Annotated in this window: 18 protein-coding genes, 15 tRNA genes and 1 riboswitch (1 of these 34 only partly in view); of the genes, 24 read left to right on the forward strand and 9 right to left on the reverse strand. The window is 37.6% G+C overall.

Annotated features, from left to right (window positions below):
- The 18 genes from IGJ32_RS04335 to yqeK all read left to right on the forward strand — a co-directional run.
- A tRNA-Asn gene (locus tag IGJ32_RS04335) sits at nt 1-2 on the forward strand (it extends 72 nt beyond the left edge of the window).
- Between the two features lie 40 nt (nt 3-42).
- A tRNA-Ser gene (locus IGJ32_RS04340) sits at nt 43-131 on the forward strand.
- A 15-nt stretch (nt 132-146) separates the two neighbouring features.
- Nucleotides 147-218 (forward strand) — tRNA-Glu (locus IGJ32_RS04345).
- Between the two features lie 13 nt (nt 219-231).
- A tRNA-Val gene (locus IGJ32_RS04350) sits at nt 232-304 on the forward strand.
- A 9-nt stretch (nt 305-313) separates the two neighbouring features.
- A tRNA-Asp gene (locus tag IGJ32_RS04355) sits at nt 314-386 on the forward strand.
- Between the two features lie 33 nt (nt 387-419).
- Nucleotides 420-495 (forward strand) — tRNA-Phe (locus IGJ32_RS04360).
- 1 nt (nt 496) lies between these two features.
- Nucleotides 497-577: transfer RNA gene (locus tag IGJ32_RS04365), tRNA-Tyr, on the forward strand.
- Between the two features lie 6 nt (nt 578-583).
- Nucleotides 584-657: transfer RNA gene (locus IGJ32_RS04370), tRNA-Trp, on the forward strand.
- A gap of 2 nt (nt 658-659) precedes the next feature.
- Nucleotides 660-732: transfer RNA gene (locus tag IGJ32_RS04375), tRNA-His, on the forward strand.
- Between the two features lie 9 nt (nt 733-741).
- Nucleotides 742-813, forward strand: a tRNA-Gln gene (locus tag IGJ32_RS04380).
- 37 nt (nt 814-850) lie between these two features.
- A tRNA-Cys gene (locus tag IGJ32_RS04385) sits at nt 851-921 on the forward strand.
- A 21-nt stretch (nt 922-942) separates the two neighbouring features.
- Nucleotides 943-1,027, forward strand: a tRNA-Leu gene (locus tag IGJ32_RS04390).
- A gap of 61 nt (nt 1,028-1,088) precedes the next feature.
- Nucleotides 1,089-1,161: transfer RNA gene (locus IGJ32_RS04395), tRNA-His, on the forward strand.
- 9 nt (nt 1,162-1,170) lie between these two features.
- Nucleotides 1,171-1,242 (forward strand) — tRNA-Gln (locus IGJ32_RS04400).
- 9 nt (nt 1,243-1,251) lie between these two features.
- A tRNA-Leu gene (locus tag IGJ32_RS04405) sits at nt 1,252-1,336 on the forward strand.
- 252 nt (nt 1,337-1,588) lie between these two features.
- Entirely contained in the window at nt 1,589-1,711 is a 123-nt protein-coding gene (locus IGJ32_RS04410) for a hypothetical protein (RefSeq protein ID WP_275112614.1), read from the forward strand.
- Between the two features lie 386 nt (nt 1,712-2,097).
- Nucleotides 2,098-3,111, forward strand: coding sequence for an acyltransferase family protein (locus IGJ32_RS04415; RefSeq protein ID WP_181914884.1), 1,014 nt, complete (start codon nt 2,098-2,100; stop codon nt 3,109-3,111).
- Nucleotides 3,112-3,871: 760 nt separating this feature from the next.
- Complete coding sequence (yqeK, locus tag IGJ32_RS04420; protein WP_181914885.1) at nt 3,872-4,465, forward strand: bis(5'-nucleosyl)-tetraphosphatase (symmetrical) YqeK; 594 nt, start codon at nt 3,872-3,874, stop codon at nt 4,463-4,465.
- 418 nt (nt 4,466-4,883) lie between these two features.
- Here yqeK and tenA read toward each other — a convergent pair whose 3' ends face one another.
- The 5 genes from tenA to IGJ32_RS04445 form a co-directional block, all read right to left on the reverse strand.
- Nucleotides 4,884-5,567, reverse strand: coding sequence for a thiaminase II (tenA, locus tag IGJ32_RS04425; protein WP_342081917.1), 684 nt, complete (start codon nt 5,565-5,567; stop codon nt 4,884-4,886).
- A gap of 4 nt (nt 5,568-5,571) precedes the next feature.
- A complete protein-coding gene (gene thiE / locus IGJ32_RS04430; protein ID WP_034710950.1) occupies nt 5,572-6,201 on the reverse strand; it encodes a thiamine phosphate synthase in 630 nt (209 codons plus the stop codon).
- A complete protein-coding gene (gene thiM, locus IGJ32_RS04435) occupies nt 6,194-7,015 on the reverse strand; it encodes a hydroxyethylthiazole kinase (RefSeq protein ID WP_342081919.1) in 822 nt (273 codons plus the stop codon). The genes thiE and thiM overlap by 8 nt, the downstream gene beginning before the upstream one ends.
- Nucleotides 7,016-7,019: 4 nt before the next feature.
- The gene (gene thiD, locus IGJ32_RS04440; protein ID WP_053766473.1) at nt 7,020-7,823 is read right to left on the reverse strand and encodes a bifunctional hydroxymethylpyrimidine kinase/phosphomethylpyrimidine kinase; all 804 of its coding nucleotides are present in this window, start codon (nt 7,821-7,823) and stop codon (nt 7,020-7,022) included.
- A 75-nt stretch (nt 7,824-7,898) separates the two neighbouring features.
- A riboswitch (TPP riboswitch) is annotated at nt 7,899-7,997 on the reverse strand.
- Between the two features lie 113 nt (nt 7,998-8,110).
- Nucleotides 8,111-9,058 (reverse strand): sugar-binding transcriptional regulator, encoded by a 948-nt coding sequence (locus tag IGJ32_RS04445; RefSeq protein WP_063626857.1) that lies wholly within the window; start codon nt 9,056-9,058, stop codon nt 8,111-8,113.
- Between the two features lie 246 nt (nt 9,059-9,304).
- Between IGJ32_RS04445 and srlA the strand changes: the two genes are divergently transcribed.
- Genes srlA through IGJ32_RS04475 form a run of 6 tightly spaced genes read left to right on the forward strand, consistent with a single transcriptional unit; the run spans nt 9,305 to nt 14,647 of the window.
- Nucleotides 9,305-9,838, forward strand: a complete 534-nt coding sequence (srlA, locus tag IGJ32_RS04450; protein WP_010737301.1) for a PTS glucitol/sorbitol transporter subunit IIC — start codon at nt 9,305-9,307, stop codon at nt 9,836-9,838.
- Nucleotides 9,839-9,862: 24 nt separating this feature from the next.
- The gene (gene srlE, locus IGJ32_RS04455) at nt 9,863-10,900 is read left to right on the forward strand and encodes a PTS glucitol/sorbitol transporter subunit IIB (protein WP_010737302.1); all 1,038 of its coding nucleotides are present in this window, start codon (nt 9,863-9,865) and stop codon (nt 10,898-10,900) included.
- Between the two features lie 15 nt (nt 10,901-10,915).
- Nucleotides 10,916-11,989 carry a zinc-binding dehydrogenase gene (locus IGJ32_RS04460; protein ID WP_207427283.1) on the forward strand — a complete coding sequence of 358 codons (1,074 nt, stop codon included), beginning with the start codon at nt 10,916-10,918 and terminating at the stop codon, nt 11,987-11,989.
- The gene (locus IGJ32_RS04465) at nt 11,986-12,981 is read left to right on the forward strand and encodes a 2-hydroxyacid dehydrogenase (RefSeq protein WP_010719623.1); all 996 of its coding nucleotides are present in this window, start codon (nt 11,986-11,988) and stop codon (nt 12,979-12,981) included. Before IGJ32_RS04460 ends, IGJ32_RS04465 begins: the two co-directional genes overlap by 4 nt.
- Nucleotides 12,982-13,021: 40 nt before the next feature.
- A complete protein-coding gene (locus IGJ32_RS04470; protein ID WP_034867482.1) occupies nt 13,022-14,269 on the forward strand; it encodes an NAD(P)H-dependent oxidoreductase in 1,248 nt (415 codons plus the stop codon).
- 15 nt (nt 14,270-14,284) lie between these two features.
- Nucleotides 14,285-14,647, forward strand: coding sequence for a PTS glucitol/sorbitol transporter subunit IIA (locus IGJ32_RS04475; RefSeq protein ID WP_081128751.1), 363 nt, complete (start codon nt 14,285-14,287; stop codon nt 14,645-14,647).
- A gap of 155 nt (nt 14,648-14,802) precedes the next feature.
- Here the strand turns inward: IGJ32_RS04475 and IGJ32_RS04480 are convergent, their stop codons facing one another.
- The 4 genes from IGJ32_RS04480 to IGJ32_RS04495 all read right to left on the reverse strand — a co-directional run bounded on the left by IGJ32_RS04480 (nt 14,803) and on the right by IGJ32_RS04495 (nt 18,868).
- Nucleotides 14,803-15,798, reverse strand: coding sequence for a DUF916 and DUF3324 domain-containing protein (locus IGJ32_RS04480; RefSeq protein ID WP_342081921.1), 996 nt, complete (start codon nt 15,796-15,798; stop codon nt 14,803-14,805).
- A gap of 16 nt (nt 15,799-15,814) precedes the next feature.
- Nucleotides 15,815-16,423 carry a WxL domain-containing protein gene (locus IGJ32_RS04485; protein WP_094940907.1) on the reverse strand — a complete coding sequence of 203 codons (609 nt, stop codon included), beginning with the start codon at nt 16,421-16,423 and terminating at the stop codon, nt 15,815-15,817.
- Nucleotides 16,424-16,444: 21 nt separating this feature from the next.
- Nucleotides 16,445-17,803, reverse strand: coding sequence for an adhesive domain-containing protein (locus tag IGJ32_RS04490; RefSeq protein WP_207427293.1), 1,359 nt, complete (start codon nt 17,801-17,803; stop codon nt 16,445-16,447).
- Nucleotides 17,804-18,259: 456 nt separating this feature from the next.
- On the reverse strand, nt 18,260-18,868 hold the full coding sequence (locus IGJ32_RS04495) for an alpha/beta hydrolase (protein ID WP_053766466.1): 609 nt from the start codon (nt 18,866-18,868) through the stop codon (nt 18,260-18,262).
- Nucleotides 18,869-18,903 lie beyond the last annotated feature (35 nt).

Consider the following 18,903-nt stretch of genomic DNA (forward strand, 5'->3'; position numbering starts at 1 on the left):
AGTTCTCATTCATGAGAAAGAGTAATGAGCTTCTTTCACTCTGGAGAGTTGTCCGAGAGGCCGAAGGAGCATGATTGGAAATCATGTAGATGGTTCACGCTGTCTCAAGGGTTCGAATCCCTTACTCTCCGTAGCATTATTTTCCTGGCCCGTTGGTCAAGCGGTTAAGACACCGCCCTTTCACGGCGGTAACACGGGTTCGAGTCCCGTACGGGTCATTAATTGAAAAATGGAGGTTTAGCTCAGCTGGGAGAGCATCTGCCTTACAAGCAGAGGGTCAGCGGTTCGATCCCGTTAACCTCCATAATGAACTGGTTCCGTGGTGTAGGGGTTAACATGCCTGCCTGTCACGCAGGAGATCGCGGGTTCGATTCCCGTCGGAACCGTCATTCTTTTTCAATTAATACATTTTAAAATTTGGCGCGGTAGCTCAGTTGGTAGAGCAACGGATTGAAGCTCCGTGTGTCGGCAGTTCGATTCTGTCCCGCGCCACCATGGAGGAGTAGCGAAGTGGCTAAACGCGACGGACTGTAAATCCGTTCCTTAGGGTTCAGTGGTTCGAATCCACTCTCCTCCATTACATAGGGGCATAGTTTAAAGGTAGAACAGCGGTCTCCAAAACCGTTAGTGTGGGTTCAATTCCTGCTGCCCCTGCCATGGCGAATGTGGCGAAGTGGTTAACGCACCGGATTGTGGCTCCGGCATTCGTGGGTTCGATTCCCATCATTCGCCCTTCTTTATTGGGGTATAGCCAAGCGGTAAGGCAAGGGACTTTGACTCCCTCATGCGTTGGTTCGAATCCAGCTACCCCAGTTCTATAATTTCATTTATAGATTGAAAATAGTATAATGGCGGTATAGCCAAGTGGTAAGGCAGAGGTCTGCAAAACCTTCATCACCGGTTCAAATCCGGTTACCGCCTTAGTACTAATAAAATCAACTTGCCGGCGTGGCGGAATTGGCAGACGCGCTGGACTCAAAATCCAGTGCCCGTTGAGGGCGTGCCGGTTCGACCCCGGCCGCCGGTATTGACTAAGATGTACTCATCTTAGTTTTTTATTGAGAAATAAAATAACATTGTTTATAATGGCGAATGTGGCGAAGTGGTTAACGCACCGGATTGTGGCTCCGGCATTCGTGGGTTCGATTCCCATCATTCGCCCTTTCTTATTGGGGTATAGCCAAGCGGTAAGGCAAGGGACTTTGACTCCCTCATGCGTTGGTTCGAATCCAGCTACCCCAGTTTTTTTACGCCGGCGTGGCGGAATTGGCAGACGCGCTGGACTCAAAATCCAGTGCCCGTTAAGGGCGTGCCGGTTCGACCCCGGCCGCCGGTATCATAATGAACTCCTAATGTGTCTTACATTAGGGGTTTTCTTTGGCTCTTTGTCAATAAGAACTGATGAGTGGTGTAAAAACAAATCTGGGTCAGAATGAACCTCATTCTGTCTCAGATTTTTTTGTTATAGAGCCATTTTCTTTTTGAAGCGGACTATTGTCCTACTCTCTATACAGAAAATCATTCCACATCATGAAAAGAACCGTACCTACTGCCGTATAAGAAGCTAAAATGAATAGAGGTAATGAAGATGAAGAAAACGTTTTTCTATCTGATGATTTTTATGAGTTGCTATCGCTACTGCAAAGAGCAGAAAATGGTCATTATCATGGGTGAGGGTTCTACAGGGATTCAAACGTTAGATAGCCTATGATTCTTCTGGCTTCTAGGTATAGTGAAAGTCGTTTTTACCCACTCATCTGTGTTTGAAATGATTCATCTAATCAAATTGAGTAAAGAAAATACAATAATGGTAATCATCTAATTAAAAAAAACAGGGATCTATCTATTGTTTTTTTGAATACCTTAATAGTTTAAAATTGCTCCCACTCTATACAATTATGAATTAAATGAATTGGACTTTAGTCTAATGTTTTTTACATTAATCAATACTATAATTAATATAGTATTGTGGATTTAAGAAATTAAAGAGGAAAGAGAAAATATAGATGTTAGAGTTAATTATCTCCAATTTTTTTTTGTACATATTCTATTTTTATTTCTATCCTATTAAAGTCAAATTTGCTTGTTGGAGGGATTATGGATAATAAGAATCAAAAACTATTTATTGCTCAGTTTATTGCGACGATTTGTGTTGTTGTTATTCATTGTGGGACCATTACTAGTCACCCGATAGTGCATTTTTTTCTAAAAAGTATGGTTTGTCGTATTGCTGTTCCATTCTTTTTTGTAAATAATGCATATTTCTTTCGGATAAATAGTAAGAGGGAAGGATATTCGAAGATGTGGCTAAGAAGAATAGTACGTCTATATACTATAGTGTTTTTGCTGTACATTCCGTTTGGTGTTCAACTGTTACAAGATACAGTTGATATTCAGTGGAATTTATGGTCAATATTATTGGCATTGGTAGTTAGTTTCCTATATACTGGAAGCTTCTATCACTTATGGTATTTTCCTGCTTTGATAAGTTCATTAGCTATAGTTAAATATATGTTTCAAAGATTTAGATATAAATGGATTTTTCTGGTTTGCTTTTTATTTTTTTCTGTTGGTTCCCTTGAAACGTATTCCTTATTTATATCAAATCCAATGGTCATATCAGTTATGGAAAAATACTTTAATATTTTTTTTACTACAAGAAATGGGTTATTCTTTAGTCCACTCTTTATTTCCATAGGATTTGTTTTGGCTGATAATGTACATAATTTAGAAAAGCATCGAAAGTTATTAATATATGGACTAGTCGCTGCGTGTTTTTTAGGAGGAGTCGAAGGGATAATCACATTTTATAATCAAGGAATCGATAAGAATTTTATGTATTTCACAATCCCTTTTATTTTTAGTTTGTATGGACTGCTGGTTATTTCTAAAAGTAAAATCAAAAGTTTTGAAAATTTAAACTCCTATAGTAAGAATATATTCTTGTTTCATATGATACCTATTCAAATTTTTAATATGAGGCATGGCGAAATAACACCTATAAATGGATTATTCCGCTTGATGTTAGGGGTGTTTGTTCCAATAAGCATTGTTTTGTTTTACAATAAAATTGTGAAACAAATATCAATTTTTTATAAAATTAAAATGTGAGATGAATTGATGCAGCATATTTGTTTGATTATGCTGAATTAGGATTTAAGTCAGCAATGTTGTTTTGAAATTAATCACTTAGTCAAACTGAACTAAGAAGATACGAGATGGGTAATCATCTAATTAAAATAATCAGGGTTCTAGCTAAACCTCAGCTTTGGGGTATCATAGAACTCCTAATGGATCTTACATTTTTGGTCTCTTTGTCAAATGATGTTGGTTAAGAGAAACATCAGAATCATTTGGACAGAAAGAAGAAAATTTCTTTCTGTTCTTTTTATTTGGTTAAAATAGTATTACCAGGACAGATAATGATTCGTCGTTTGAAATGATAAAAATTTCGAAAACCATAAACTATGGTATGAAATAATGAGGGAGAAGTAAGAAGTAGTTAGTCTCTAAGGATAAACGATCGCCTGTGATAGCTGGGTTATTAATAGGTAGTATGATAAAGTATGAGTAACATATAAAGGATGGTGAATCATATGAAAGTTTTTAAGTTTCTCGTTAAAATGTTCTTAGCTGTAGTAATTCCTGCTTATGCCACTTATGGTTTGTTATCTGATAGGAATAAGTCAGACAGTAAGAAATCAAAACGCACTTAGATTGATTTGATGATTTTATTCGTTGTACCCTGATCCATGGGAATCGAAAAGCTAAAAGGAGCAAAACTATCAGAGGATGGAATGATTGTCGAACTTTATTTTTGACCTTATTAATACATAATAATGTAAAGGCATTCATTGGAAGGTGAGTTAAAATGAAGAATATTATTGAGTATAAGATACCCTTTAGTTCTAAAAATATTGAAATACAAGTCAAAGAATTTTTGAATTATTATGGGAAAGATAAAACCGTTTTTCACTCGTATGAAGTAGCCAACAAGGCGAAAGAACTTGCAGAAAAGTTTAACGTACCAAAAGATAAAGCCTATCTTGCTGGTTTGTTACATGATATTAGCGTAATCATTCCTGATGATGAAAGGATAGAACTACAAAAGAGTTTAGGGGAGGAAGTTCTAAAAGAAGAAGAGAAACTACCTATGATTCTCCACCAAAAACAATCAGTATGTATAGCAAAAGAACTATTCAATATCAAGGATAGAGAAATATTATCAGCTATTGAATGTCATACAACGCTTAAAAAAAATGCTTCTAGTTTAGATAAAGTTGTTTTCATTGCAGATAAGATTAAATGGGATAGAGACCATAGTGCTCCTTATTTAAAACAATTGAACAAAGCTTTAGACATCTCCTTAGATCAAGGGTGTAAAACCTATATTGAATGGGCTTTAACGGATATTTTCGTTTTACATCCTTGGTTAAAAGACGCAATGTGTGACTTAGGAATGTGAGTTTATGAGAAAATTCTATTTGGTTCAATAAAGAATTTGTGCTTTTTTATGATTATATTTTCGTCAGTTAATTTTATAGAGAGATTACTATTTTTTATGCCGAATGAGTGCAATCACCGATGAGGACTAGACAAACGGTTATTCTCAAAGCAGTAAAAGACATACACAATTTTACTTAGTAGTTTGGCGTGATCAAATAAGTTCTTTCAGATTAATGGGTTGAATAACTTCATCTTAGCGGTAGTGTGGTAGTTTTTTATAAAAAATCAGGACCGATAGAATACTCTATCAGTCCTACAATGGTTGAGTGTTCGTCTGATATAGAGATTAAAAGGTGAGTGTCCTAGACTTAACATGTTTTACTAGATCTGCTTTAAACGAAAGCAGAAGAAGTTGTCTACTGAGATCACTATACAATTTATTTTGATAATGGAATCAGATTCATTTCTTCATAATAAGACATTTCCCAAAAAAGATATTCAAATTCCAAACTGGAAATAAAAATTTGTTTTATTTTTTGTTGTTCCTTCGCACTTTTCATTTCGACTAATTCATCCAACAGGTCAAACATCCACTCAAATGATTTTTCAAAACTAGGATCTGCATATAAATCAATCCAGGAGCGATAGGGGTTCTTTTTTAAACTCGATTGATATCGTTTTTTTAAACGACTCGCATAATCGTAATAGGTCCAAGCACAGGGAAGGATAGCTGCGATGATTTCAGCTACACCTCCACTATGGCCGATCGCTAGCATATTTGTTGTATAAGAGCGATTGTAAAAAGAAGGTTGTACGGTGTTAAATTCTTCTTTTTCAATAGCATAATCCAACATATATTGGCGATGTAAGTCAAGTTCTGTTGCTAGAATACTGTATTGTGCTTCAACAAAATGAAATAATTGATGTTCATTGTCTGATTTGGTGGTAGCTAATGCGAATACTTTAGCATATTCAAATAAATACAAGTAATCTTGTAGTAAATAAAATTGAAATGTCTTTTTAGCAAGAATACCTTTTCCTAATTCTTGAATAAATGGATGATTAAATCCTTTTTCCCAGCTGTCATAAGCTTCGATTTTTAAATTTTTTGAAAATGACATTGATTTACCTCCCAATCGTCTGATCAATCAATCCTAAAAGTTCCTGACTGGCTTTTTTGATATCTTTTTTTGACAAAATAGCAGATACGACAGCAAAACCTTGAATGGGAAGTGAGTGAAAAGCTGGGATTGTTTGCTGATTGATTCCACCGATCACAATGATTGGAAGCGAGATTTGCGCACAGATTTTTTCTAATTCTTCAGTTGTGACATGTATTGCATCTGGTTTGGTATCTGTAGGAAACATTGCCCCGACTCCTAGATAATCCGCACCATTTTTTTCTGCTTCGATGGCTTCTTCAACCGTTTGTACTGAAACACCGATTAGTTTATCTGGTCCAAGATGCTTACGAGCTATAGTTAAGGGTAAGTCATTTTGACCTATATGGAGACCGTCTGCATCACATGCCAGAGCAATATCAAGGCGGTCATTGATGATCAAGGGAACGTTATATTTTTTGGTTAATCGCTTTATCTGTATGGCTTCTTCGTAAAACTTTCTAGAATCTAACTGTTTTTCTCGGAGTTGGACAGCAGTAACGCCTCCTTCAAGTGCTTGTGAGACAGCTTCTAGCAGTGTATTGGTAGTGAATAAGAGTGGATCTGTTACTAGGTAGAGCCGGTAATCAATCATCGAATGCAATATAGTCACCTCGTTCTGATAAGGTTTGATCCGTTAGTTTACTTATTTCATCTATTAAATGAGTACGTAAACTACCTGTTCCTTTGGTTTTTGCCTTTTCAAAAGCTAATTCACCAGCAACACCCATTGCAATCACGCTACTTACGGCTGCTTCAAAAAAATCATCGGAATAACCACCACAAAAACTAGCAATTAGAGAATCTAACATACAACCAGTACCAGTAACATGGCGCATTGCAGCACAACCATTTTTGACCTGCATCGTTCGAACACCATCTGAAACGATATCGATTGCGCCGGTTATGACGATGATACAGTGAAAAGAAGAAGCTAGTGTTCGTGCAATATTGATGACTTCAGTTTCTTTTTTTTGATTCACAAGCGAAGTGTCTACTCCTTTAGCTGAAGTTTGAATACCTGCTAGACAAAGGATTTCTGAATAATTTCCACGAATGACTGTAAATTGGATACTGTTTAATAACTTTTTAGTCACATCCATACGAAATTGAGAAATACCCACACCGACTGGATCGAATATGACCGGAATTCCATGCTTGTTCGCTTCTTTGCCAGCAAGAATCATCGAATCAACGGTTTGTTCATTCAAGGTTCCTATATTGAGAACGAGTGCATCCGTTTTAGCTGTTATTTCTGCTACTTCTTGAATCGCATCAGCCATTATCGGAGAACCACCAATAGCTAAAGTAATATTGGCACAATCATTGACTGTTACATAGTTCGTTAGATGGTGAACCAACGGATTGCATGCACGAATCTGTTGGATAATCGTTTCGAATGATGACATAAAATTACTCCTCTTCAACGGTATTTTGGTAAAGCGAGTAGAAATGATTCGTAGGACCATGTCCTTGACCGATCGCCAACGAATGTTGGATTGCAAGTGTAACGTATTTCTTTGCTTCACAGACAGCCTGCTCTAAGGATTTCCCTAGAGCTAATTCAGAAGCAATAGCAGAAGATAACGTACACCCTGTCCCATGAGTATTTTTGGTTTCGATTCGTTCTGCAGTAAAGTGATAGAATTTATTTCCATCAAAGAGCACATCGGTAGCTTCACCAGATTTATGCCCACCTTTGATTAAAACAGCTGTTCCACTATTTTCGTAGATGGTTCGTCCGACTTGTTCCATATCTGCTATTGATGAGATCGTACATTGAGCAATTTTTTCTGCTTCTGGGATATTAGGTGTAATCAAGTTAGCTAAGGGAAGAACCGTCTGAATCAGTGTATCAATCGCAGTTGGCTCCATCAATGCATTGCCGTTTTTAGCGTACATCACTGGGTCTAAAACAATATTTTGTGGTTGCCATTTTTTTAAACTTTCAGTCACTGCAAGCATTGTTTCTTGGCTAGAAAGCATCCCAATTTTTACGGCATCGGGAAAAATGTCTTCAAAAACCGCATCCATTTGATCTTTGATGATTTGAGGGGAAATATCTTGGTAGGTCAATACACGAACCGTATTTTCAGCTACGACTGAGGTGATAACCGACATTCCATACACTCGATGAGCAGAAAAAGTCTTTAAATCGGCTTGTATACCCGCGCCACCACTACAATCTGATCCTGCAATACTAAGCACTTTTTTCATCTGCAATCCTCCTTAAAATAGAAAAAGACATTCCCCTAGAAAGAAGAATGTCTTGTTTGTTTTGATTTCGCATCAACAAAAAGGACATTTGCTCCCTACGCTGGTATCAACCAAACAGGTTCAAAGGGTCAGGTTTTACCTTCTCAACGCAACAGCGTCCCCCTGCAAACAAAATCATATTTTATTACTTTTTAATCATAGCGGAAATAGTTAGGAGATTCAAGAGCAGATAAAGGAAACAGGTGAGAATCGGAACTGCTCTTACGTAACTTCCGTTTTTGTTATTGCTAAATATCCATATGAATCAAGTGATCCGCAATGGTGTCGGTAGTAATGATGGAGTCAATCAGTTGATTTTTGCAAGCATAATAGATTCCTTGCCATTTCGCATCATCATAAGCAATAGCGATGGTTTCAGGAATCGCTTTAAGCTCTTCAAGACTTAAACCAACCACATGCTTATTGATTGGATGATTTACTTCTTGCCCATCTTTATCATAAAAACGGGAGTTGATGTCCCCAACTGCACCAATCCCTCTTAATTGTGCCATTTCTTTTTTATTAGTATACCCGATTTCTTCCATCGTGTTGAAATGATCAGGGGAGGAGATACCGACAAGTGCTAATTCGACTTTTTTGGCTTCAGAGAGAATTTTATCAATGTAAATATTACCTTCAAATTCTTGACGAATTATCTCATTAGAAACCAGTGCTGGAGTGTAAAGATATTTTGAAGAACCACGTGTCTTTCGAGCAAATTCATGGCAAAGTTGATTGGAGTGGATATCAAAATGATCATATCCCATGCCGCCGATTAATGGAATGAATGTTGTATCAGGATAATTCTCAAATGGAAATTGAGTAACTAAGCTTTTGATTGACTTTCCCCATGAAATCCCGATTGTTTTCGTAGCTGCAATCTTATCTTTTAAAGAGATTGATGCAATTTGTCCAACCATTTTCTCGATTTCTGGATAAGATAGATTAGTTGTGTCCACCACTTTAACAAAAGATAAGGCAAATTTTTTCTCTAGTTCGGTTTCTAATTCAATGGCATAGATATTTTCACTATTAATAAAAAATTCAATGAAACCTGCTTTTCGAGCATCAATTAACCATTTAGAAATGAGTGAACGAGAGACTCCCATTTTCTTAGCAATCTGTGCTTGTGTCAGACCTTCTTTATAATATAAAGTTGCTACTTTCACCATGTTTCTTTCTTCAGACTTACTCATTTTTTCCTCCAATTGATCGTTTCACTCCAGTTATTCACTTCACTTAAATAGATCAAGTCGATCGGGTAATCATAACTGTCATACATTTAATAAAAAACATTTCCATTTTTAGTGTACTTTATTTTTTCGAAAAAATCAATTGACATTAATTTTGTCAAATGATATATTCTTGGTGTGGTATCATATGACAAATGAATTGTCTTTTGATAAAAGCGCGCAATTTGATCTTAAAAGGAGGAATGGGATTTGAATTTTCTGGTGAAGTTGTCAGATGGCTTTATGGGAATGTTTCAAGCTGGAGCAGATACTTTTGTTGGATTTTTAACGACGATCGTTCCGCTGTTGATTTCTTTGATTCTTTTTGTAAACGCTCTAATAAAAATTATCGGAGAAAAAAGAGTATTTGGATTCATGCAACGATGTACGAAATTCACGTTATTACGTTATACATTGATTCCGTTTTTAGCGTGTTTCTTTTTAACAAATCCAATGTGTTATACATTTGGACGATTTTTAAAAGAAGAACACAAGGCAGCTTACTATGATGCAACGGTTTCAATGCTTCATCCCATCGTGGGATTATTTCCTCATGCAAATTCAGCTGAACTATTTGTTTATCTTGGTGTAGCAGCTGGCTTTGGTAAAGTGGGAAATCAAAGTGAATTAGGTCTAAGGTATTTATTAGCTGCTTTTATGATTATCTTAGTACGAGGAATCATTACAGAAAAAATTGCTCGTTTCTTAACACAAAGAGAAGCAAAAAAAACAACAGAAGCATAGACGAAACTGAGAATGGAGGTAGAGATGGAAGCGAAAAAACTAATTATCCATAAAGGAAATGGTGGCTGGGGAGGACCATTAACCATTCCGTTAAATGATGAACGTAAGAAGTACGTTATCAGCGTAACCGGTGGGGGCATTCATCCCGTCGCTGAAAAGATTGCGGAATTAGCTGGGGTAACAGCGGTTGATGCATTTAAAAATCCAGTGGAAAAAGAAGAAACCTTGTGTGCAGTCATTGATTGTGGCGGAACAGCACGCTGTGGAACGTATCCAAGAATGAAGATCCCAACAATCAACGTAAAATTGCAAGCGCCTTCTGGGCCGTTGGCGAAATTTATGACAGAAGATATTTTTGTTTCAGGAACAACGATTACAAACATAGAAATTATTAGTGAGAGCGAAGCTGCACAAGTACATAATAAAGAAGATAAGAATGAAAAAACATCAAATATCAACACAAATAAACCGGAAACAACTACAGAAATAACAAAAGAAACCACTGAAAAGAAAAATCATAGCAATAAAAAAGGTGGGATTTTTGGCTTGATCGATACCATCGGACGTGGTGCGGGGAGCTTTATCAATATCATGTATCAAGCAGGGCGTGAAACGATCGATACCGTGCTAACAAATATTATTCCATTTATGGCTTTTGTTGCAACTTTGATTGGTATTATCAACTATACAGGAATTGGGGATATTATTGCGAAGTTTTTGTCACCTTTAGGCGGTAGCTTACTTGGCTTAGTTCTATTAGGTGCTATTACTAGTTTGCCGTTTTTATCTCCTTTATTAGCACCAGGGGCGGTGATTGCTTCGGTGATTGGTTTATTGATCGGAACAGAGATCGCCAATGGTACAATCCCGCCACATTACGCTCTACCAGCACTGTTTGCTATCAATTCACAAGTTGGCTGTGATTTTGCACCTGTAGGAATGACTTTGGGAGAAGCAAAACCAGAAACGATTTCTAATGGTGTGCCAGCTGTGTTGTTTTCGCGAATTTTAACTGGTCCGATCGCAGTTATCATTGCGTATGCTTTTTCAATTGGATTATAGAATAGGAGTGAAAAAATGCAACCTAAAAACATAACGTTTGGCTATTTAGCTGAGAAGAAGAATGCAAAGATCAAGGAAATACCGATGCCTGAATTGGCAGAAGATGAATTGTTAGTAAAACAAGAAGCTTGTAACATTTGTACAACTGACTATCAACAATGGTTAGGACTTAGAGAACATCAAGGCTATCCTATGGCTGGCGGACATGAATGTTCAGGAATTGTCATAGCAAAAGGCAAAGCTGTCGGAGATACCTACCAGATCGGCGATCGAGTCAGTGTACTTTATGATTATTGTGGTTACTGTGATGAGTGTAAATTTGGTGAAATTACGAATTGTGAAAACAAACGGCAATTTGGAAAGAATTATTCAAAAGAGTTTTATGGGATTTTTGGATTTGCGAATTATTTTGTTCGTAAAGCCAAAAGCTTCGTAAAGATGAGACCAACTTTATCTGCCTCAGAAGCTGCTTTTGTCGAACCCTTATCCTCCGTCGTTCAAAATATGAAAAAATTACGAATAGTGCCTGGGAAAGAAACGATCGTGATCATCGGTGGAGGAACAATGGGACTTCTCAATGGACTAACAGCACAAGCAATGGGCGCAAGGGTCATTATTTCTGAGGTCATGCCTAAAAAGTTAGCTCTGATCAAGGAATTAGGGTTTGAAGCGATTGATGCAAGTCAAACCGATCCAGTCCAAAAAGTCAAAGAACTCACAAATGGAAGAGGGGCTGACAGCGTTATTGTCGCAGTTGGATCAACTTTGGCGATGAATCAATCCCTTGAGATGGTGAAAGAAAAAGATGGGAAAATCTCGATTTATGCTGCGGGTTATCCTGCGCCTGAAATGGCTATCCAGCCAAATACGATTCATTATATGCGTCTCGAAGTGATCGGTACGTATGCTTCCACATTAGAAGATTTTTATGACGCAGCTACACTCCTAAATGAAGGGCGTGTCGATGTATCAAAATTGATCGAAACCAAAATTCCATTAATGGATATTCAAAAAGCATTCGAGATCGCTAGTACCCCAGGAAGCTACCGGGTATCAGTTGTATTAAATGAGGAGGGGAATAAAGAATGATCAAATGTTTAGCAATCGCAGATTTATTTATTGATCGAGAAATGATGGAAGAAGGCTTAAAAGATTTAGCGACAAAAGGAATTTCTGTAGACATCAAAGAATGGCGGCATTCTGATTTAGATAGTCTGCAAAAAGATAATATCAAGATTGAAAAACATGGGTGTGATGCAGTCGAATTACCAGAGTATCTCTTAGAAAATATTGAAGAGTATCAGTGGATCATTACTCAATTTGCACCGATTGGTAAAAAAGTGATCGAACGGGCGGAAAATTTGGAATTAGTTGGCGTACTGCGAGCAGGTACAGAAAATGTCGCTGTTAGCTATGCCGAAGAAAAAGGCATTGCTGTTTATAATACTCCTGGCAGAAGTAAGACTAGTGTGTCGGAATTTACTGTTGGTTTGATTTTGACAGAAATTCGAAATATCGCACGAGGAAATCAAAAATTAAGAGAGCATCAGTGGCAAAAGTACTATCCTAATGGGCTATTAGCACCTGAATTAAAAGAGTCAACGATTGGTTTAATTGGTTATGGCGAAATTGGCCAACGAGTTGCTCATTTGTTGCGACCTTTTGGATGTAACATTCTTTTCTTTGATGATTATTTTGATGGTACGTCCCCTGATACTCAAGTTAGCTTAGAGGAACTGGTGGAAAAAGCAGATATCTTTTCGATGCATTATCGATTGACTCCTCAAACAAAACATATGATCAATGAGTCGCATTTCAAGAAAATGAAACCTTCTGCTGTTTTCATCAATAGTGCCCGTGCTGGATTAGTCAATGAACAAGATTTGATTCAAGCATTAAGAAACAAAGAGATTACGGGAGCGGCAGTGGATGTTTTTGAACAGGAACCATTACCCGCAGACCATCCTTATCTAACATTAGATAATCTCACGATCACTCCTCATATTGCGGGCTCGACAATTGGTAATTTTGCCAATTCGCCTAAAATATTAGTGAACCGAATCTTTAGAGAATATTTATAAAAAAACATAAAAAATTGAATGAGTGGAGGAAATACATAAAATGACTTTATATGGTGAATTACAATTAAGAGAAAAAACAGGTAATCCAATCAAAGTGGGTGTAATTGGTGCAGGACAAATGGGCAGGGGAATGATTGCACAAATAGCGTCAATTCCAGGGATGATCGTAACAGGGATCAGTGACTTGTCCCTTGATTATGCACAAAAAGCGAAAGAAGCGTATCTAGCTTCGGCAAAAGTTAAAAATGATGTCCTTATTTCAACAGATGCTAAAGAAATTATTCACTCTGATTGGAATGAAGTAATCGTAGATGCTACTGGTGTACCTGAAGCAGGAGCAAAAATTGCGCTTGAAGCGTTATTAGCAAAAAAACATCTTGTCTTATTAAATGTTGAAATCGATATCACTATTGGACCTTTGATGCATAAACTCTATGATTCAGCAGGGTTGATCTATACAGGATCAGATGGCGATGAACCTGCAGCAACCACCGAATTATTTGAATTTGCTTCGTCTATGGGGATGGAAGTCTTAGTTGCGGGAAAAGGGAAGAATAATCAATTGAATATTTCCGCAAATCCGGCAACTGCTGAAAAAGAAGCTCAGAAAAAACAAATGGCTCCTCATATGCTAGCTGCTTTCCAAGATGGAACAAAAACAATGGCTGAAATGAATCTTTTATCAAATGCGATTGGCTATATCCCTGACAAGGTAGGTATGCATGGTTTGAAAGGGGATCTAGATTCTGTCATTACTTCGTTAGATTTAAAGGAAAATGGTGGGGTCTTATCTCAATTTGGTGTAGTGGAATATGTGGATGGTTTAGCGCCAGGCGTCTTTGTTATCGTTAAGGGGCAAAATAGCGAAGTAGCTGAAGAAATGAATTACTTGATGAAGAAAGGGGAACGGGATCATCATATCTTATATCGCCCGTATCATTTAGCAAGCTTAGAAACACCAATTACGATTGCAAAAGCTGTCTTACAACAAGATCATGCCATTGTTCCATTAGGCGCTCCAATTTCAGAAACCGTTGCGGTAGCGAAAAAAGATATTCAACCTGGGGATCATTTAGATGGAATCGGTGGTTTTTGTGTCCGAGGAGTACTTGAGACCCACGAAGAAATGAAACGAGAGGGACATATCCCGATTGGACTGATCTCTGGAGAAGTAGTAGCAAAACGTTTTATACGGGCGGGTTCTTTCTTAACTGAAGATGACGTTGAACTAGATGCCAGTACCACTGTTTGGCAGTTACGTCATTTACAAGATACGACGTTATCATAGAAGGAGGAGAAAACCATGCACACAACAAAGATTGTTGAGGTTGGTTCTTTAGTGGAAGAATTTGCGGCAGAGTACTTAATGATTCTTTTCGGACAACAGGTACCACCTGAATTAAAAGACATCTGTGTGGTCCATGACAATCATGAAACGGCTAAAAATGTCATCAAAACAGGGGAAATACTGACCATCGGCAACCAAGAATATGAAATCAAAGAAGTTGGCAGTGAAGCCAATCATAACTTTGAAACCCTCGGTCATATCTCCATTTATTTCCGCACAGGAGAAAACGAAGTCTTGCCAGGAGCAATCGTTGTAGAGCCTCAAATCTTTCCAGAGTTTGCGATTGGAGATACCATTCGATTTGGAGAATCACAATAAGTAGTCGCTAGTTGTTGAAGAACGGCTGGGATTGTTCCTGATCGTAGTAAAGAACTAATGTGTTTGATAGTATATCAATAACTGCTAGATCAGAAGAAAAAAACTAACTCTGCCTCGTGAAAATTTAGGTAGAGTTAGTTTTTGTTTGATAACAGTTATCGTTTTTTCTTTCTCACCAGATACAGTAAAAAGACAATAATGAGGACGAGAGCGAAAATAATACCTCCAGCTAGCCAAAGGAGCCAATTGTTTTGCGGCTCATCCTTTGTAGTAGATATATTTTGTTCATTATAAGTTGCAGCTGTTTTTTGCGAAATAGTAAAATTTATCTTTTGCTGCCAATTGATTTCCTTGTTTTTGACATTCGTCATTAGCTGATAGGTTCCTGGTTCGAATTCTTTTCCTTCTAAAAAAATCAAATAGTCCGTGCCGCTGTTAGGGGCGAACGAAATGGGCTGGGTCCCAGTTAGTACTGGGGTTTGTTGTTGTTCTTTTTTGATCTCATAGTGTATACGAGCACTAGATAGATAAGCAGCATTAGTATTTTCCAAAGTTGCTTTGATGGCATTTCTCTGGTTGATTTGGGTAGGTGCTGCTTTTTTTAGTTCTAAGTTCGGTTGGATTTTGTTTAGTTGTGTTTTAAGTAAGACAGCAATCTCCCGAGAAAAGACATGTTGGATATTTCCTTGTATATCTTTTTTTGGTTCTTCTTGGAGATAGAGCCCACCCGCAATTACTCCATCAAAATCTTTTTCTGGCATTTTGATGGTTAAAGGAATCTTTTTTTGTTCATGTCCCGCAAGAGTAAACTTTTGCTTATCAACAGAAACAATTTTCTCGATATCAATGGGCAAATTATTAGGACGATCTTGATTTCTACCAGAATATTCAACAACGCCTAGTTGATTGGTCTTTGCACGATTAAAGGACGGAATGATCGTGATCTCAGTTTCTTTTAGATTCGTGACTAAGACATTCAAAGTCGATTCCTGTCCAGGTTTTAGTTGTAGATCAAAATAATTGTCGTTTGTTGATGGTGTTGATTCATTGACTTGTATTTGTGCATCAAAACTTTGTAAGGATTCGCCGTAGACGGTTAGATTTCCCATCAGTAGAAAGAAGAAGGGTAGTATCCAAAACCACTTTTTCACGATCATTCCTCCTTTCTTAGTTGGTTGGACTGAATGAGAAAGTCCAATTTAATATAGTAGTATATTGTTCGGCTACTTTATTTGTATTCGCTGGAACAGATAAGCTGAATTGATTGATCGCTAGTGCAGTATCACCCGAGTTTTGACCTGCGGTTGCATCTAAAATCGTAGCATCTTGATTGAATACTTGGATCGCTAATTCATCGTTTTCATAGGCACTGGTAGGGGCTAACCCTAAATTATTTGTAAGTCCGCCAAAAGATAAATTGAGCTGTGCACCTGATAGCTCAACATCATCCGCTGTTTTGAACTGGTCAGTTTGAGATAACTTGACTGTCCATGTAGCTGCAGGATTTCCTCGGTTGTCTCGAACAGCTACGGTTCCAGTAGTAGGTGTAGAGCCGGTTTGTTCACCTGTAGCAGTAGCAATCCAGTTTTCAGCAGCTGCAGTCTGCAAGGGATGATCCCCAAAGTCTAAATTAGTTGGTATACCGCCAGCATAGTCAAACTCAAGTGTGCCTTCCACATAGGCCACTTCTCCTTGGGTTTGTGAATCAGCAAAAACGAGAGAACTTGAAAACAAGCTGATCCCCAAGACAAAAAAAGATAACGTTTTCTTTTTCATTTCTTCTTCCTCCTAAATAAATTACGGTGTATCCGATAAGAGCCATTCCACCATTGTTTGGTAGGTTCCCTTTGTTTTCAGACTTTCTTTGGGAACCGCTAATGAGAACTGATTGATTGCTAATTGGACTTGACCAGGATCAGTTACACCATTTAATTTGAGTAATGTTTGTTGCGTGCCTATAGATAGAGGGACCATTTGATTAGCAGTACTTGTGATCCCAGTGATAGGAAAGGTAGTTGTTAAATCTGCTGTTGAGATTTGTAATTGGGACGTTAATTGATTGGTTCCGTTTTGCCAAGGACTAAGTTGTTGGACTTTTATTTGCCAATTTTTTACAACTGTCCGTGTATCAGTAATCGAAATCGATCCGGTAGTTACTTGATTGTTATTGGTGGCTACTAAGTGCTCATCCTGTTGGGTCTGGATCAAGTGCTGACCAAAGTTCAAGTGAGTCGGCAAGCTTGTGGACTGCCAGGTGAGTGCTCCGGCTGAAAAATAAACAGGTGTTGTACCAGTAGTAGGTCCTAACTGAATCGTCGACTGATCTGTTTGAATAAAACCGCCCTTAAAATTAGCTGTTAGATCTTGGGTCAATTTGGGCGAAGATAAAAGAAATGGTAGCGAAACACTCGTATTACCTAAAATCGAAGCAGCAACCAAATTTTTACTATTATCAGAAGTTGGTGAATTTAAACTCGTAATAAATTGAGACAAAGCTGTGACAAAGGGGGACAATAATGTTCCTAAAACAGTCCCAATCAGCGGTAAAGCTTGGACGATCGTTAATAAATTTTGAATCCGATTTTTTAATGTCGTTGTCAGGATAGGTAATAGTCCTTGACTAATCGCTACGCCATATTGAGTGCTTGAGCGTGGGACGATAGCTAGAGTAAGATTCTGGGCACCAAAAGTTTCCGAACGTAATTCTGACAATGCCTGATTAACCGCTGTTTTATTTTGTGTGGAAACTAAAGGTGAGTTGACGATCAACGAAATCACAGAGGTTATGGTCGGCAAAATCAATTGTAAAGGGGACTGACTAAGTGGCACAGTAACAGTAGTTTGAACAGTCGCATTCCCATTAGGTTGGATATACCCGACCATTTCAGTCGGTGCTTCTAAAATGGCATATTTATCGCCAGTTGTGATAACCCCAGCGCTGATGCCATTTTTTCCTTCAATGAGAAAAGTGACAGGGACATTTACTCGGTTTAAAAAAGGCGCATTTGGACTGGTTTGACTGTTATTAGTTGCGGTAGTCGTACCAAATAAATTTAACGAAACTGCTTGAACAACATTTGTTTGTGCAAGCACTGACAGAAGTGTCAATAACAGAAAGATTACTTGTTGAATCTGTTTTCTTTTTTTGTGAAGCATCGTGCCCCCTCCCTAATGAGTGAACCATATTAACTCGACAAAAAATTGGCGAACGCTAAAATGATTGCAACTCTGATTAATTAAACTATAGCAATTTTTCGGAAATCTAGCTAATCAAAAACTCATTTTTTTCTAATTTTTATAATAGAAATCCATATTCTACAGTTTTTTCAAATGAGGAATGTTTCTATTTATCTTTAATATGATGCGTTTATAATGAGGGGGAGCCAAGAAGGATTTTTCAAAATGAAAGTTAAAAGAGATGATTTGAGAAAAATGGATAGTTGGATCTAGCACTTACATTCATTTTTCTGTTTCGTGCGTAAAGGTCGAAACAAAAAAAACGCCCTAAAAATTGTCGTTTTCACGTACAACTTTTGGAGCGTACCTCATTATAGAGTCTTTGAAAAAGAGACTTTGAAAAATAATCCGATGCATCACAACTTTCGTCCAATATTAGTTAACCGAAAGCGAAGAAAGCCAACTTTTCGCGGCAATTAATTCAGCCTTTGTTAATTGATGACCAGTAAATGTTTCTTGTAATGTGAGGTGAGCTTTTTGCATTTCAAAATCTTTGATCAGATTCGTAATCGCTATAGAGGAGACGATTGGATCGGTCTTGCTGTAAGAAAGCCAGATCTGAGTATCAGTCATTACTTTTGCTGGATAATTGACGTTTAAAGACATTGGATGAAAAAGGATTCCTTTTCGCAGCTCAGTATTTCTTGATAATAGCAAGTGAGCAGCGATATTCGCTCCATTGGAATAGCCTACGATCACCCAGTCATGTAACGAGATGTTTTCTTTTTGGCTAACTGCTGAGATTTTATGATACAGAAGCGCTGTTTCTTCTGCTAAACTCTGGTAATCGAATTGATTCAATCCATTCCGTCGAAAGAAGCGATTCATTCCGTCTTCTTTGATTGAACCACGAAAAGAAAGAATCGTAGCATCCGGTTCAAGGAACTGGGCGGTTTCAAGTAAAGAATATTCATCGCCACCTGTACCATGAAGAAGGAGTAAATTTCTACTTGTTTGTTTTCCCGCTTGAAAAAAATATTCCATGATTTGACCTCTTTTTCTTGAAAGTTATGTTTCTT

It is taken from the genome of Enterococcus sp. DIV1639a (assembly GCF_050530445.1).
GTDB lineage: Bacteria > Bacillota > Bacilli > Lactobacillales > Enterococcaceae > Enterococcus_B > Enterococcus_B hirae.

Coding starts and splice junctions, on each gene's coding strand:
- IGJ32_RS04410 (WP_275112614.1), top strand. CDS start 1,589: ATGAAGAAAACGTTTTTCTATCTGATGATTTTTATGAGTTGCTATCGC.
- IGJ32_RS04415 (WP_181914884.1), top strand. CDS start 2,098: ATGGATAATAAGAATCAAAAACTATTTATTGCTCAGTTTATTGCGACG.
- yqeK (WP_181914885.1), top strand. CDS start 3,872: ATGAAGAATATTATTGAGTATAAGATACCCTTTAGTTCTAAAAATATT.
- tenA (WP_342081917.1), bottom strand. CDS start 5,567: ATGTCATTTTCAAAAAATTTAAAAATCGAAGCTTATGACAGCTGGGAA.
- thiE (WP_034710950.1), bottom strand. CDS start 6,201: ATGATTGATTACCGGCTCTACCTAGTAACAGATCCACTCTTATTCACT.
- thiM (WP_342081919.1), bottom strand. CDS start 7,015: ATGTCATCATTCGAAACGATTATCCAACAGATTCGTGCATGCAATCCG.
- thiD (WP_053766473.1), bottom strand. CDS start 7,823: ATGAAAAAAGTGCTTAGTATTGCAGGATCAGATTGTAGTGGTGGCGCG.
- IGJ32_RS04445 (WP_063626857.1), bottom strand. CDS start 9,058: ATGAGTAAGTCTGAAGAAAGAAACATGGTGAAAGTAGCAACTTTATAT.
- srlE (WP_010737302.1), top strand. CDS start 9,863: ATGGAAGCGAAAAAACTAATTATCCATAAAGGAAATGGTGGCTGGGGA.
- IGJ32_RS04460 (WP_207427283.1), top strand. CDS start 10,916: ATGCAACCTAAAAACATAACGTTTGGCTATTTAGCTGAGAAGAAGAAT.
- IGJ32_RS04465 (WP_010719623.1), top strand. CDS start 11,986: ATGATCAAATGTTTAGCAATCGCAGATTTATTTATTGATCGAGAAATG.
- IGJ32_RS04470 (WP_034867482.1), top strand. CDS start 13,022: ATGACTTTATATGGTGAATTACAATTAAGAGAAAAAACAGGTAATCCA.
- IGJ32_RS04475 (WP_081128751.1), top strand. CDS start 14,285: ATGCACACAACAAAGATTGTTGAGGTTGGTTCTTTAGTGGAAGAATTT.
- IGJ32_RS04485 (WP_094940907.1), bottom strand. CDS start 16,423: ATGAAAAAGAAAACGTTATCTTTTTTTGTCTTGGGGATCAGCTTGTTT.
- IGJ32_RS04490 (WP_207427293.1), bottom strand. CDS start 17,803: ATGCTTCACAAAAAAAGAAAACAGATTCAACAAGTAATCTTTCTGTTA.
- IGJ32_RS04495 (WP_053766466.1), bottom strand. CDS start 18,868: ATGGAATATTTTTTTCAAGCGGGAAAACAAACAAGTAGAAATTTACTC.